The sequence below is a fragment of the Enterobacter sp. fkY84-1 genome, from assembly GCF_052974705.1.
In genome coordinates, this window is record NZ_CP169393.1 from 561728 (window position 1) to 575964 (window position 14237).

Sequence of the window (14237 nt, forward strand, 5' to 3'; positions counted from 1 at the left end):
CAAAGCGACAGGGAGGATTGCTATGCAGATTTGTAGGATGGATTACAACGATGTCTCAGCCGATGGAAGAAGGCTGAAACTACACGTTTATGGCGTTGGGACGTTTCCCGTTTTTTCAGGGATAGAACCCGTAACCAATATTGCTGAGTGTGCCTTTATCAGGAATGCTGCATTACCAGTGGGTACGTACTGGATCGTTGATGCACCGGAAGGCAGTATTGCTAATCGGGTTGAGCGGTTTGTAAAAGACTTCAAGAACGGTACCAATCATTCTGAATGGTTCGGCTTGTTTAATGCTTCGACCATGGCTGATAACGTATTTGTGAATGGGGTCGACAGAGGCTCATTTCGACTTCATCCATTGAGGCCGAATGGTAAGGGAGAGTCGTGGGGATGCATAACGTTCTATAATATCCCTGATTTTCAACTGGTCAGACAATCTTTGCTTGCACGTAAGAAGATTCGTGTTCCTGGTGGTAAAGGGTTGATGGCATATGGACGTATTGATGTGACAGGAAGGGCTGATTATGCTTCATGCAAAGTTAAAAAATAATATCCTGATTGGTCTGGCATGCCTCATTGCTTCCTTCTTTATCGTCCTGTTTCCCCTGGGAGGTTTACTCGATTACTTATCTCAAGCCAGCAATGATTTTTTAAATCGTACCGGTTTGGGGTTTGCTGATGGTGAAGCAGACCCATCATTCCTGTGGGTGTTGGGTGGGATGATGGTCGTCGTTACCGCGTTACTGATGTTCGCCATTCGGAAGATATGCAATCTGAGGCAGGGATAAGACATTTCATGGGCATTTTCTATGACAATCCTTTTAAACGCCCTGAAGTTGTCAGCGCTCACGGTTGCCACTGTATGTATCCTCGGAGGGTTGTTTGTATGGCTTGTGGCATCTGATTCTGATGCGACGACCGTTTATACGGAAAACGATTTTTTCCACTACCGGATACTGACAGACAAGGATATTAAGAACGCCCCAAAAGTAACGGACGACTATTATTTTGAGGCGCATTCGGGCGATGGTTACGAACCTTCAAACAGTATCATTTTTAAAGGCGCTACCAGTGCTGCGCCGTTGCGCGCTTATCTCGAAACGTTAGGGTATGTGAAGGAAAAGCGTAGCCTGGAAGTGAAGGAGGTTTGGTCGAAACCCGAACGGTTAAACGCAGATTTTTTCTATCTGTACTTTAATACCGCTACGGGTGACATTGAACTGACCAAAGTGATAGGTTACGGGCATGTCATCCCATGCTCGTAGTAAGAAAAAATCACTCGTGCTTTATCTGCTCTTTCACAGCCTTAATCAATACAGCATGGAGTTCACCAACGGTTAAATCGCGGATAACAGGTTCGGGAATGCCACGTATTCTGCGAATCAAGCGGCAGATACCAAAGTAATCTATGCCCTCGGTGCTAAATAGAAGCTCGTTATCAGCGAGGGAAAACGTTTTCTCATAGCCATCTTCTTCAGTGACAAGCGTAACGCCAAACGCTGCCTCGCAGTCTTCAATAAGGGCTTCGCCATCCATGCCGCATATATCAAGGTCGGCTTCGATTAGGGTATTCGCATCAATGTGCTTGTGATAATGTCCAGAGGACTGACGTACAACCTCAATGACCTGCGAAAGAGTGGGAAGCATTATGTTGGATTCCGTGGGGGAAGAAATGGCGCAGACATTTATGAAGAGACCGAATTAACGCCTGGGACTTATTATTGATGGTCCAAAGAAAATCAAAACAACCCATACAAACATCCCAATGATTTTTAACGGCCAGGGTTCGAACACATCAATACACACCATTGTGCCTATAACTAATAGTGGCCCTCCTACTAATTCCATTATCCCATCGAAAATATTTAACTTATGAGGCAATACACGATTCAGTAAAACGGCCATGAAATGTGCGCATCCTAAAGTAATGATTATAGCTATAGTGCATTCTTTCCAGTTATCAGTGACGCCCACGCATATGAGGCATAACACAATCACAAAAACACAAAGTAACGTATTCAGCATGGAAATAATAAACTTGCTCATAACAGTTGCCGCGACGTTTAAAATATAAAGAGTTTATGAATATCGTGCTCTCAGTAGAATGACAAACAACAATGGCTAATAATGCATTTCAGAATTTATTGCGCCTCGCTGATTTCAGTAATAATCGATCTAGCGGCGTCATGCATATCCCACACACTCCACCGCCCAACCTTAATCAACTCACCTAATCAAAACACCGGCACCCCCAGCCCAACCTTCACCTCCCTCAACGTCGCCTGCGTCACCCCTTGCGCCCGCTCCGTCCCGCGCTTCAGCATCGCCATCAGCTCTCCCTTGTCCCGCATATACATCGCCCTCCGCTCCCGCATCGGCGCAATCAGCTCCTGCAGGCACGCCTCCAGCTCGTTCTTGCACGCCCGGTCACCCAGCCCGCCCGCCTGATAGTGCGCCTTCATCGCCGCCACTTTCTCTTTGTCCGGATGAAACGCGTCGAGGTACGTAAACACCACGTTCCCCTCAATCTGCCCCGGGTCGCTCACCTTCAGGTGGTTAGGGTCGGTGTACATGGCGCTGACCGCACGGTGAATGGTCTCTTCACTGGCAGAAAGGTGCAGCGTGTTACCCAGCGATTTCGACATCTTGGCGCTGCCGTCGATGCCGGGCAGGCGGCTGGTGTCGCTCAGCATCGCCTTGCAGTGGCGCAGCACCGGGGAGGGCAGCAGGCTGTTCATCTTGTGCACAATCTCGTTGGTCTGCTCAATCATCGGCAGCTGGTCGTCGCCGACGGGCACGCACTCGGCCTTAAACGCGGTGATGTCCGCCGCCTGGCTGATGGGGTAGGCCATAAACCCGACCGGCAGCGAGCGGGCGAAGCCTTTCTGCACAATCTCGTTTTTCACCGTTGGGTTACGCTCCACGCGGGCGACGGTGACGATGTTCATATACAGCATCGTCAGCTCGGCGAGGGCGGGCAGGGCGGACTGCAGGCAGATCGTGGTCAGGTTCGGGTCGATGCCTGCGGCGAGGTAGTCGGCCAGCACTTCGGGGATGTTGTCGCGGATCTTCTGCGGGTTGCTGCCGTTGTCGGTCAGCCCCTGCAGGTCGGCAATCAGCACAAACTGGTTGTGCGTCTGCTGGAGCGCCACGCGCTGGCGCAGCGATCCGACGTAGTGGCCGAGGTGCAGCGGGCCGGTTGGGCGGTCGCCGGTGAGGATGGTTTGCGGGTTCATAAAGACTCCTTAACGTTGTAATGCCGAAAGGGGTCTTAGATGTGAGAAAGCCGCCTTTCGGCGGCTATCTGAAAATGGGGAAAACTACTCCGTGCCGCCTTTAAAAAGGCAGCCACCAGCGGTTTACGGTGAGCACGGCGTGGTTTATGTTCATCTCTTTACCGTATCACGTCCGGCGCGAAAAACAAAAGGGCACGTCATGCTGCAATCACTCAACCACCTGACCCTCGCGGTCAGCGACCTGCAAAAAAGCGTCACCTTCTGGCACGAGTTGCTGGGCCTGACCCTGCATGCCCGCTGGAATACCGGGGCCTATCTCACCTGTGGCGATCTGTGGGTCTGCCTGTCGTACGACGAGGCGCGCCAGTATGTGCCGCCGCAGGAGAGCGACTACACCCACTACGCGTTTACCGTGGCGGAAGCGGATTTTGAACCGTTCTCGCAAAGGCTTGAGCAGGCGGGCGTCACCGTCTGGAAGCAGAACAAAAGCGAGGGGGCGTCGTTCTATTTTCTCGACCCGGACGGGCACAAGCTGGAGCTGCACGTGGGCAGCCTCGCCGCGCGGCTGGCGGCGTGTCGCGAGAAGCCCTACGCGGGCATGGTGTTTACCTCAGACGAGGCTTGAGGCGCGCACCTTCAGCCTGCCCGCCAGCGTCACGTGCGTGGCGGCATCTTCCTGATTGCACAGGTACTCCACCGCCAGCCGTCCCAGCTCGCTGTAAGGCAGCTGGATACTGGTTAGCGGCGGGGTGAGCTGCTCGGAGATCTTCTGGTCGTCGTAGCCCGCCAGCAGCATGTCCTGCGGGATGCGCACGCCGTTCACCGCCAGCGCCTGATAGCAGCCAATCGCCAGCCAGTCGCTGGCGCAGAAGATGGCGTCCGGGCGCTCGGCCAGTTCCAGCAGGGAGGTGGTTGCGGTAAAGGACTCGCTGAACTGCCAGTTGGTCTGGCGCACCAGGTCGTCGTCGCACGCGAGTCCAGCCTGCTGCAGCGCGGCCTGGTAGCCCGCCAGACGCTGGCGCGAGGCCTCCATCCAGCTCTCGCCGGTGATGTGGGCGATGCGCGTCGCCCCGCAGGCGATGAGGTGTTTCGTCACCTGGAAGGCGTTGGCGTAGTCGTCCGGGATAAACGACGGCAGCAGCGGCGAGCCGGGGTCGCGCTGGTTGAGCAGCACCAGCGGGATGCGGGTGCAGTCCTGGAAGGCGGTCATGTCCACCAGCGTGGTGACCGGAGAGGCTAGAATAATCCCGATGCAGTTGCGTTTTTCCAGCTGGCGGATAATGTTCAGCGCCAGCTCGATGTCGTCGCCGTAGTCGTAGACGGTGAGCAGGGTCTCGTTGCGCCACGCCGCTTCCCGCGCCTGGCTGATGGCGTCGATAAACGGGTCGAAGCTCTGCAGCGAGCTGACCAGCAGGGCGATCTCTTCCTGGTTGCGCGGGGCGTGAACAGCGGGGAGGCGGTCGTAGCCGAGCTCGGTAGCCACACTAATCACCCTATGACGGGTATCGTCGCTGAGCTTGATGTTGCGGGACTGGTTGAGCACCAGCGATACCGTCGCCTGCGACACCCCGGCCGCCCGCGCAATATCGTTCATCGTCACTTTCGTTTTTCGCTTCATCCGTCCTCTCCCTTTCGCGACTTCGCATCATACCCTAACCGCACGCTTACGCGCCGTCGATCACGTTTCTCATTCATCGAAGCGCGAACTTTGTGAGGGGCATCGCTTTTCTTCGTGCGAGAAATTGCGCATTTATCCCGCAACTAATATTTATTAGCTAAATATTATCAGTAAGAGGACGCGTAATGAAAGAGCAGTGGAGCAGGGAGCAGGCACAGGCGTGGTATCAGCAGAAGGGCTGGCTGTGCGGGTTTAACTATCTGCCGTCGACGGCGGTGAACTGGACCGATATCTGGCAGGCAGAGACCTTCGATGCCGCCACCATCGAGCGCGAGCTGGGCTGGGCGGCGGACGCGGGTTACAACACCTTGCGCATCAACCTGCCGTTTATCGTCTGGGAGCACGACCGCGACGGGCTGATGGCGCGCATCGACCGCTTTTTGACGATTGCCGACGGCCACGGGTTCAGCACCATGCTGACCCTGATGGACGACTGCGGCTTCTCCGGCGACGAGCCGTACCTCGGCCCGCAAAAGCCGCCGGTACCGGGCAAGCACAACAGCCAGGCGGCGGCGAGCCCGGGGCGCGACAAGGTGTGCGATCCCGACTGCTGGGCAGACATTGAACGCTATATCCGCGACGTTGTACGCCAGTACCGCGACGACAGGCGCGTGCTGCTGTGGGATCTCTACAACGAGCCGGGCAACCGCGGCATTTTCGCCACCGGCACGCAGGAAGTGCAGTACGACGCGAAGCTGGAGACCTGCGCCCACGCGCTGATGAAGCTGGCGTTCCAGTGGGTGCGTGAAGAAGATCCGACCCAGCCGCTCACCGTCTGCGCGTGGCGTCTGCCGCCGGAAGAGGAGGGCGAGACGTTCTTTCAGCATCCGCTGGACCAGACCGCGCTGGCGCTCTCGGACGTGGTGAGCTTCCACGCTTACACCCACACCGGGCGCATGACGGCGATTATTCAGCAGCTGCAGGCGCTTGGTCGTCCGCTGTTCTGCACCGAATGGCTGGCGCGCCACGTGGGCAGCACCATCGAAGAGCAGCTTCCGCTGATGTACGCGGCGAAGGTCGCGCCGTACCAGTGGGGTCTGGTGCGCGGCAAAACCCAGACGTGGCTGCCGTGGCCGGTGGTGATGAAGGAGTCCACGGACTACTGCCGCCTCTGGTTCCACGACGTGTTTGAGGAGAACGGCATTCCTTTCTCGCGCCGTGAAATCGCCCTGATGCAGCAGCTGCGCAAGATCGCCCCGCAGGCGCAGGACTCATAATATCGACCCGGCGGTCCACCGCCGGGCAACCAGGCAGGCATATAACAATGGCAATGACAATGAAAATACCGTCTCGCGAGTTGTGGTCTTATTTTGGCTATGGTTTAGGTCAGTGTTTTAGCTTTGGTTTAGTGGGTTCGTTTATTAACTATTTTTACACCGACGTGCTGGGGATCTCGGCGCTGGCGGCGAGCACCATCTTCCTGATTGCCCGCGCGTGGGACGCGGTTCACGATCCGCTTTTTGCCAGCATTATGGACACCATTAACAGCCGGTTCGGTAAGTTTCGCCACTTTTTGCTGATCGCCCCGCTGCTGATCGCCCCGCTGCTGATCACCGGCGTCACGCTGCTGTCGTTCTATAAAATCGAAGCGGACATGACCACCAAAATCCTCTACGCCGGGGTGACCTACATCCTGTGGGGGACGCTGTACGCCATCTCCGATATCCCGTTCTGGTCGATGTCGTCGGTGATGACCAACGACTCCGCCCAGCGCACCCGCGCGGTGACGGCGGCGATGCTCGGGGTGAACGCGGGCATTGCCTGCGCCAACATCTTCTTCCCGAAGCTGGCGGCGTTCTTCGCCCAGTACAGCAACGATAAAGGCTACTTTATGGCGGCGCTGGTGATGATGCTGGTGGGCCTGCCGCTGATGCTTAACGGCTTTATGCAGATCAAAGAGCGCGTGCCGCCGAGCCCGGAAAAGGTGACCATCCGCGACACCTTCCACAACCTGCGCCAGAACAAGCCGCTGTTTATCGTCCTGCTGTCGTTCTTTTTCTGCGTGTTCCACAACGTGGCGGGCGGGCTGTATATCTACTTCTTTATCAACAATCTGGGCGACGGCAGCCTGCAGATGGCGATTGGCGTGATGGGGATTGTGGCGGCGGTGCTGTGCCTGGTTGCCCCGATGCTGACGCGCCGGATGCAGAAGCGGAAGCTGTTTATGATCCTCTGTGGGCTGGACGTGGCGGTGCGCGTGGTGATGTGGTGTGTCGGGTATCAGCAGGTGACGATGCTGTTTATTCTCCTCGGCCTGAGCACGCTGTTCGTGATGATGACCAACATCCTCACCTCGTCGATGATTGCCGACACCATCGAGTACGCGGAGTACCACACCCACAAGCGCTGCGCGGCGATCACCTTCTCCGGGCAGACCTTTACCGGCAAGATGTCGGTGGCGGTAGGCGGCGGGTTAATCGGCGTGTTTCTGACGATGATCGGCTACGTGCCGCAGGCGCAAATCCAGAGTGCAGGCGTGCTGTCGGGGCTGTTCTTCGGGATTTGTTTGTTACCGGCGATTGGCTCGTTGATCCGCATGGGCTTTATGTCGCGCTTTACCTTTACCGAGGAGAAGCACGCGGAGATTTGTCGGCTGCTGGCGGAGCGCAACGCGTCTGCGAAAGCGCCGGGTGGCGGCTGCGCCTTACCCGGCCTACAGGACCAGCCCTTGTAGGCCTGATAAGCGAAGCGCCATCAGGCTTCGCATTTAAAGAGTTAAAGCGACTTCACAAACGCCAGCAGATCTTCGTTAAGCTGGTCCTGGTGGGTCAGCGCGAAGCCGTGCGGCGCGTTGTCGTACACCTTCAGCGTGGCGTTTTTGATCATCTCTGCCGCCAGCTTGCCGGTGCTTTCAAACGGCACGATCTGGTCGTTGCTGCCGTGAATAACCAGCGTCGGCACGTCGATTTTCGCCATATCCGGGCGGAAGTCGGTTTCGCCGAACGCGGTCACGCAGTCGATGGTGCCCTTCAGGGACGCCAGCAGGGCGATGTTCAGCGTCTGGGTCAGGGCACCGGCGGAAACGGTCTGCCCGGCGTTGATGCCGTAGAACGGGGTGGCGAAGTCGCTGATGAACTGGGCGCGATCCTTACGCAGCCCGTCGCGAATGCCGTCGAACACGCTCTGATCCACACCCTGCGGGAAGGAGTCGGATTTACCGAAGATCGGCGTGACCGCGCCCAGCAGCGCCAGACCGGCCACGCGCGCGCTGCCGTAGTTGTTGATGTAGCGGGTCACGTCGCCGCCGCCCATGGAGAAGCCCACCAGCGTCACGTCCTGGAGGTCAAGGGTGGTGATCAGGTCGTTGATGTCGGACGCAAAGGTGTCGTAGTCGTAACCGTTCCACGGCTGATCCGAGCGGCCAAAGCCGCGGCGGTCAAAGGCGATGGCGCGGAAGCCGCGCTCGGCCAGGTAGTTCAGCTGGCTGTCCCACATGTCGCCGTCCAGCGGCCAGCCGTGGCTGAAGAGAACCGGTTTGCCCGCGCCGCCGTCCTTGTAGTAAATCTGCGTGCCGTCTTTTGCCTTAAACGTTGCCATAGTGTGTTCCTGTACAGGTGATGGTTGTGGTTATACCGGCGCGACCAGGTAGCGAATAGCCGGTGATGTTGTGCCCTGATGAAAAGCCAGAACGCGGCTCTGCAGCAGGAGGTCATTCATGGTGTGGCGCTCCTGCTGGCGCAGATGCTCAATCCAGGAGCCCATCAGGAAGGTCTCGATAAACAGTCCGGGACGTTCGATATCCTCATACACCGCCCAGCTCATCGCTCCGGCGCGGCGGCGTACCCGGCGCAGCTCGTGCACTGCCTGCAAAAACGCTTTCGCGTTGTGCGGGTCGATGATGTACTCGTGCGATACCAGCACCGGGCCGCGCTCGTTCGGCAGGTCGATCTCCACGCCGTCCAGCGGCTGACCGCTCAGGTCGAGGTTCAGGTCCGGATCTTTCTCCAGCTTCCAGCGGAACACCGTCGCGCTCGCCAGCACCATCCCCAGCGTGGCGACCACCAGCGCGGTCGGGGTGCCGAACCGGGAGGCAATCTGCCCCCAGAGGGCGCTGCCGGCGGTCATCGAGCCGAAGAACACCGTCAGATAAACCGCCAGCGCGCGGGCTTTCACCCAGCGTGCCGCACTGCGCTGCGCGCCGAGATTGAGGGTAGAGAGCACCGCAATCCACGCGAAGCCGGTGAAGAACTCAAACAGGTTCAGCAGCCAGAAGTGGCGTACGAACGCCAGCGCCAGCATGGTAAGAGCAAACGTCAGGCTGGCGGCCACCATCAGCCGGTCGGCGTTCAGCCGCTGGCGCAGTCGCGGCAGCAGGATGGCCCCGGCGATCGCCCCCAGGCCAATGCAGGCCAGCATCACGCCGTAGCCTGCCGGGCCTAAGCCCAGCTCGCGACGCGCCACCAGCGGCAGCAGGGCCCAGCCCGCGCTGCCAAAAACGAAGAAGGCCACCGTGCGCACCAGCACGTTGCGCAGCACCGGGGCGGCGTGCACGTAGCGGATGCCGGTGCGCACCGCAGAGAAGAAGTGCTCCGGCGGCAGACGCTGAATGGACGGGGCCGGACGCCAGCGCCACAGCACCCATGCCACGCCCACCACGGACAGCGCGTTCAGGGCAAACACCATCCACGGCCCGGCGAGCGACAGCAGGAAACCGCCCAGCGCGGGGCCAATCGCCCGGCTGATGTTCACCCCAAGCGAGTTCAGCGCCACGGCGGCGCCCAGCTCCGGCTTGCTCACCAGATCGGGCACCACGGCCTGGAACGGCGGCGAGCTCATCGCCGCCCCCACGCTCAGCAGAAACGTCGCCACCAGCAGCACGGTGGGGGTAACGTGTCCGGTGAAGGAGAGCGCCGTCAGCCCGGCGGCGGCGATGAACACCCACAGCTGGGAGAAGAGCAGGTATTTACGTCGGTCGACGATGTCCGCCATCACCCCGGACGGCAGGGCGAAAAGGAACATCGGCAGGCTGCTGGCCGCCTGCACCAGGGCGATATCCAGCGGATCGGCGCTCAGGCTCAGCATGCTCCAGTTGATGCCGACGTCGCTCATCCATGAGCCGACGTTAGAGACCACCGTGGCGATCCACAGCATGCGGAACACCGGCTGGCTCAGCGGCTGCCACGGCGAAACCATCGGTGCGGGCGTCGTCTCGACGTGTGCGTCGCGAACGTCGTTAACCTGGGTCATGCGAACCTCTCCGTTGCCTTACGCTGCAGCCGCCACTGGCCTGGCCCGGTGAGGGCGAGAGTGGTGAAGATAATCAGCAGCAGCCAGCCAAACTGCCCTTCGGCAATCGACCAGTTGGGGTGGACCGCCAGCATCGCCACCAGCAGCACGGCGATAATCGGCAGGCACGCCAGGCGGGTGTAAACGCCCGCAATGATCAACAGTGGGCAAACCACCTCGGCAACAATCGCCGGGATCAGGCTGGCGTAAGGCCCGAAGCCGAACGGATCCTCAATGCGCGTCAGCTCTTCGCTGAAGTGCAGCACCTTCGGCAGGCCGTGCACGTAGAGCAGCAGCAGGCTGCCGGTCAGGCGCAGGAAGAACAACCCCAGGTCGACCCGGGGCGGCATAGTGGTGTTTTTCATCAGAATGCAAAGCAGCTGCAGCCCAGCGCCCCCCAGAAAGCGTTATCGTCGGACACCGGCATCGCTGACGTGCGGGCGAAATCGTGCTGGTGGCTGTGAACACCGCACGGGCCGCTGCAGTGGTGGACGGCGCTCATGCCCACGCGTGCGGCCTGCGGCGGCGCGCTGCGGTAGTGGCCCGGCACCTTGACCACCGGGGACCACTCGGGCAGGACCGGGATGGCCGGCGGCGCGAGCGGGCCAAAGTTGCCCGCGGCGTAAACGATATCGCCGTTGACCACCGTGAGAACGGACTCGATGCCCTTGATCTCCTCTTCCGGCACGCGGAAGTAGTCTTTGCTCAGCACGGCCAGATCGGCAAGTTGGCCGACCTTTATCTGCCCCTTCTGGTTCTGCTCGCTGGAGAACCACGCGCTGCCCTGGGTCCAGAGCATCAGGGCGGTATCGCGATCCAGTCGGGCGCTGTGATCGTACATCTGCATCCCGCCGACGGTGCGGCCGGAGACCAGCCAGTAGAGCGCGGTCCACGGGTTGTAGCTCGCCACGCGGGTGGCGTCCGTTCCTAAGCCTACCGGCACGCCGGTCTCGAGCATTTTCGCCACCGGCGGCGTGTGGCGGGTGGCTTCGATGCCGTAACGCTCGGCAAAGTACTCCCCCTGGAAGGCCATGCGGTGCTGCACGGCAATGCCGCCGCCCAGTTCTTTGATGCGGTCGATGTTGGCCTGGGTGACGGTTTCCGCGTGGTCGAAGAACCAGTGCAGGCCGTTGAACGGAATGTCGCGGTTCACCTTCTCGAACACGTCCAGCATGCGGCTGATGGATTCGTTATAGGTGGCGTGCAGGCGGAACGGCCAGCGGTGCTCCACCAGATGGCGCACCACGCGCTCCAGCTCATCCTCCATGCCCGGCGCGAGGTCCGGGCGCGGCTCGAGGAAATCTTCAAAATCGGCGGCAGAGAAGACCAGCATCTCGCCCGCGCCGTTGTGGCGGAAGAAGTCACTGCCCTGGCCCGGCGTGAGCATGTCGGTCCATTTTTCAAAGTCTTCCAGCTCGTGGCCCGGACGCTGGGTAAACAGGTTGTAGGCGATGCGGATGGTCATCTGCTTCTTCTCGTGCAGCTCGGCAATCACATCGTAATCTTCCGGGTAGTTCTGGAAGCCGCCGCCCGCGTCGATGGCGCTGGTCAGCCCCAGGCGGTTCAGCTCGCGCATGAACTGGCGGGTGGAGTTAACCTGTTGCTCCAGCGGCAGCTTCGGCCCTTTGGCCAGCGTGGCGTAGAGGATCATGGCGTTCGGACGGGCAATCAGCATCCCGGTCGGGTTGCCGTTGGCGTCGCGTTGGATCTCGCCGCCCGGCGGGTTTGGCGTGTCTTTGGTGTAGCCGACCACCTTCAGCGCGGCGCGGTTGAGCAGGGCGCGGTCGTAGAGGTGCAGGATGAAGACCGGGGTGTCCGGCGCAGCATCGTTAATTTCGTCAAGGGTCGGCATACGGCGCTCGGCAAACTGGAACTCGGTCCAGCCGCCCACCACGCGCACCCACTGCGGCGACGGGGTGCGCAGCGCCTGCTCTTTCAGCATCCGCAGGGCGTCGGCCAGGGACGGCACGCCTTCCCAGCGCAGCTCGAGGTTGTAGTTCAGCCCGCCGCGGATCAGGTGCAGGTGCGAGTCGTTCAGGCCGGGGATGGCGGTGTGGCCTTTCAGATCGACCACTTTGGTGCCGTCGCCGTGGTGTTGCATCACCTCGGCGACGGTACCCACTTCCAGAAATTTTCCGTCGCGCACGGCAACGGCTTCCGCGACGGGGTTCTCGCGATCGACGGTGTGAAACTGGCCGTTAACCAGAATGAGATCGGCTTTACCGAGGGTAACCATAACTGCTCCTGACTGAGAGGGGAATGGTCAGGATTATGGGAACCGGTTTCGGCAAAGATCCAGTTATACAATAGGATAGGTATACCAAAGTATAACTATACCTAAGGTTAACTATACGAAGAGATAATTACGCGCGGAGAAGGAAAACCGCAGGATGAGGGTGACTTTATCGCCGCGGCGCTCGCGGCGATTTCTACCCTTAACCACTGGAAAATGCTATGACCTCTTCAAAGCTCGAAGTGTTAACCCCTGCGAACTGTCAGATCATCTTTATCGATCACCAGCCTCAGATGGCGTTTGGCGTGCAGTCGATTGACCGCCAGGTGCTGAAAAACAACACCGTGGCGCTGGCGAAAGCGGCTAAGGTGTTCAACATCCCGACCATCATCACCACCGTAGAGACCGAAAGCTTCTCCGGCAATACCTATCCTGAGCTGCTGGACGTGTTCCCGGGTCAGGACATTCTGGAGCGTACCTCCATGAACTCCTGGGACGACCAGAAGGTGCGCGACGCGCTGAAGGCCAACGGCAAGAAGAAGGTCGTGGTGGCCGGTCTGTGGACCGAAGTGTGCAACAACAGCTTTGCCCTGTGCGCGATGCTGGAAGGCGACTACGAAATTTATATGGTGGCGGATGCGTCCGGCGGCACCTCGAAAGAAGCCCACGACTACGCGATGCAGCGCATGATCCAGGCGGGCGTGATCCCGGTGACCTGGCAGCAGGTGATGCTGGAGTGGCAGCGCGACTGGGCGCGTAAAGAGACCTACACCGCGGTGATGGACATCGTGCGCGAGCATTCCGGCGCGTACGGCATGGGCGTGGATTACGCCTACACCATGGTGCATAAAGCGCCGTCTCGCCAGAAGAGCGAGCACCGCACTTTAGCGCCGGTCCCGGCTCGCTAAGTCCCGTCGGCGGGCTGGTCCCTCATCCGGCTCGCCGCTGCCTCTTTCTCTGGAGTTCACGATGAGTACTGGGCTGATATCCCTTGCGGCAGGCGTGTTGATTGGCCTGATGTATGTCGTGCTGAAGGTGCGCTCCCCCGCGCCGCCCGCGCTGGCGCTGATTGGTCTGCTGGGGATGCTGGCGGGTGAACAGGCGACGCGCCATCTCTTATCCCGCGACGGCGCCCCACCTCCTCAGGTGACCGTTCCGCAGGCGGCATCGCAGACGGGAGCGTCATCATGAAAGCATGGATAATTTCGCTGGTGTGCGGCGTGGTTGCTGGGGTAATTTACGCTCTGCTCGACGTCCATTCCCCGGCACCGCCGGTTGTCGCCCTGCTTGGCCTGTTCGGCATGCTGGTGGGCGAACAGCTCATCCCGGTGGGACGACGTTTACTGAGTCGCGAACCGCTCACCCTCGCCTGGTTTCGTCACGAATGCGTACCGAAAATCAGCGGCACGGCGCCCCCTGCGCCCGCGAAGGACCCTCGCGACGTTAAATGACTGGTTAGAGGAATAACAGCATGACGCTGCCGTGGCGCATTGCCATCATTGATGACGAACGTTCCGTCCGCAGCGGGTTGAGTAATCTCCTGGAGTCGGAAGGCTATTCAACCGACACGTTTGATTCGGCAGAGGTATTTCTGAGCCATCCGCTTGCCCTGTCCGGCGCGGCGCTGGTGATCACCGATATCAAGCTCCGGGGCATGAGCGGCCTTGAGCTGTTTGACAAGCTGCGGCTGCTGGCCGTACCGCCTCCGCCCGTGCTCTTTATCTCCGGTCATGCTGATGAAAATATGCAGCGGTACGCTCTCGGTCTGGGCGCCGCTGCTTTTTTGCGTAAGCCGATTAACATCGATATTCTGCTGGATCATATTCAGCGGGAGCTGGCCCGCCGACAATAAGGATCGCGG

Annotated in this window: 17 protein-coding genes; 10 read left to right on the forward strand and 7 right to left on the reverse strand. The window is 59.5% G+C overall.

Features of this window, described 5'->3' with window-relative positions; translation table 11 throughout:
* The first annotated feature begins 22 nt into the window (after positions 1 to 22).
* From ACEPLT_RS02640 to ACEPLT_RS02650, 3 genes are read left to right on the forward strand one after another with little or no spacing between them, the layout of a single operon-like run.
* A complete protein-coding gene (locus ACEPLT_RS02640; RefSeq protein WP_232928558.1) occupies positions 23 to 553 on the forward strand; it encodes a DUF2778 domain-containing protein in 531 nt (176 codons plus the stop codon).
* A complete protein-coding gene (locus ACEPLT_RS02645; RefSeq protein ID WP_046621075.1) occupies positions 528 to 791 on the forward strand; it encodes a hypothetical protein in 264 nt (87 codons plus the stop codon). The genes ACEPLT_RS02640 and ACEPLT_RS02645 overlap by 26 nt, the downstream gene beginning before the upstream one ends.
* Before the next feature lie 21 nt (positions 792 to 812).
* Entirely contained in the window at positions 813 to 1268 is a 456-nt protein-coding gene (locus ACEPLT_RS02650) for a hypothetical protein (protein WP_232928556.1), read from the forward strand.
* Between the two features lie 10 nt (positions 1269 to 1278).
* Here ACEPLT_RS02650 and ACEPLT_RS02655 read toward each other — a convergent pair whose 3' ends face one another.
* Together ACEPLT_RS02655 and trpS are read right to left on the reverse strand one after the other, a co-directional pair.
* The gene (locus ACEPLT_RS02655; RefSeq protein ID WP_232928554.1) at positions 1279 to 1650 is read right to left on the reverse strand and encodes a hypothetical protein; all 372 of its coding nucleotides are present in this window, start codon (positions 1648 to 1650) and stop codon (positions 1279 to 1281) included.
* A 587-nt stretch (positions 1651 to 2237) separates the two neighbouring features.
* Positions 2238 to 3239 (reverse strand): tryptophan--tRNA ligase, encoded by a 1002-nt coding sequence (gene trpS / locus ACEPLT_RS02660; protein ID WP_232928552.1) that lies wholly within the window; start codon positions 3237 to 3239, stop codon positions 2238 to 2240.
* Positions 3240 to 3438: 199 nt separating this feature from the next.
* On the opposite strand from trpS, the gene fosA reads away from it, so the two are divergent.
* Positions 3439 to 3864, forward strand: a complete 426-nt coding sequence (gene fosA / locus ACEPLT_RS02665) for a FosA/FosA2 family fosfomycin resistance glutathione transferase (protein ID WP_021240641.1) — start codon at positions 3439 to 3441, stop codon at positions 3862 to 3864.
* Here the strand turns inward: fosA and ACEPLT_RS02670 are convergent.
* Positions 3850 to 4857 (reverse strand): LacI family DNA-binding transcriptional regulator, encoded by a 1008-nt coding sequence (locus ACEPLT_RS02670; RefSeq protein WP_021240640.1) that lies wholly within the window; start codon positions 4855 to 4857, stop codon positions 3850 to 3852. The two genes, fosA and ACEPLT_RS02670, sit on opposite strands and share 15 nt — an antisense overlap.
* Positions 4858 to 5042: 185 nt before the next feature.
* Here ACEPLT_RS02670 and ACEPLT_RS02675 point away from each other — a divergent pair, with 185 nt between their 5' ends.
* Positions 5043 to 6134, forward strand: a complete 1092-nt coding sequence (locus tag ACEPLT_RS02675) for a cellulase family glycosylhydrolase (protein WP_232928550.1) — start codon at positions 5043 to 5045, stop codon at positions 6132 to 6134.
* A 47-nt stretch (positions 6135 to 6181) separates the two neighbouring features.
* Entirely contained in the window at positions 6182 to 7591 is a 1410-nt protein-coding gene (locus ACEPLT_RS02680) for an MFS transporter (protein ID WP_447088324.1), read from the forward strand.
* A gap of 41 nt (positions 7592 to 7632) precedes the next feature.
* Here ACEPLT_RS02680 and ACEPLT_RS02685 read toward each other — a convergent pair whose 3' ends face one another.
* The 4 genes from ACEPLT_RS02685 to ACEPLT_RS02700 are packed head-to-tail and all read right to left on the reverse strand — an operon-like array spanning position 7633 to position 12379.
* Positions 7633 to 8454 carry an alpha/beta fold hydrolase gene (locus ACEPLT_RS02685; RefSeq protein WP_033144516.1) on the reverse strand — a complete coding sequence of 274 codons (822 nt, stop codon included), beginning with the start codon at positions 8452 to 8454 and terminating at the stop codon, positions 7633 to 7635.
* 30 nt (positions 8455 to 8484) lie between these two features.
* Complete coding sequence (locus ACEPLT_RS02690; protein ID WP_232928544.1) at positions 8485 to 10104, reverse strand: MFS transporter; 1620 nt, start codon at positions 10102 to 10104, stop codon at positions 8485 to 8487.
* Positions 10101 to 10508 carry a DoxX family protein gene (locus ACEPLT_RS02695; RefSeq protein ID WP_045371527.1) on the reverse strand — a complete coding sequence of 136 codons (408 nt, stop codon included), beginning with the start codon at positions 10506 to 10508 and terminating at the stop codon, positions 10101 to 10103. The genes ACEPLT_RS02690 and ACEPLT_RS02695 overlap by 4 nt, the downstream gene beginning before the upstream one ends.
* Entirely contained in the window at positions 10508 to 12379 is a 1872-nt protein-coding gene (locus ACEPLT_RS02700) for an amidohydrolase (protein WP_232928542.1), read from the reverse strand. The genes ACEPLT_RS02695 and ACEPLT_RS02700 overlap by 1 nt, the downstream gene beginning before the upstream one ends.
* A 218-nt stretch (positions 12380 to 12597) precedes the next feature.
* On the opposite strand from ACEPLT_RS02700, the gene ACEPLT_RS02705 reads away from it, so the two are divergent.
* The 4 genes from ACEPLT_RS02705 (at position 12598) to ACEPLT_RS02720 (ending at position 14228) form a co-directional block, all read left to right on the forward strand.
* Entirely contained in the window at positions 12598 to 13284 is a 687-nt protein-coding gene (locus ACEPLT_RS02705; RefSeq protein WP_008501349.1) for a hydrolase, read from the forward strand.
* A gap of 61 nt (positions 13285 to 13345) precedes the next feature.
* Positions 13346 to 13567 carry a DUF1427 family protein gene (locus ACEPLT_RS02710; RefSeq protein ID WP_232928540.1) on the forward strand — a complete coding sequence of 74 codons (222 nt, stop codon included), beginning with the start codon at positions 13346 to 13348 and terminating at the stop codon, positions 13565 to 13567.
* The gene (locus ACEPLT_RS02715; protein WP_024909507.1) at positions 13564 to 13827 is read left to right on the forward strand and encodes a XapX domain-containing protein; all 264 of its coding nucleotides are present in this window, start codon (positions 13564 to 13566) and stop codon (positions 13825 to 13827) included. The genes ACEPLT_RS02710 and ACEPLT_RS02715 overlap by 4 nt, the downstream gene beginning before the upstream one ends.
* Before the next feature lie 20 nt (positions 13828 to 13847).
* Positions 13848 to 14228: a response regulator transcription factor gene (locus ACEPLT_RS02720; RefSeq protein WP_008501346.1), complete on the forward strand. Its 381-nt coding sequence runs from the start codon at positions 13848 to 13850 to the stop codon at positions 14226 to 14228.
* The last annotated feature ends 9 nt before the right edge of the window (positions 14229 to 14237 follow it).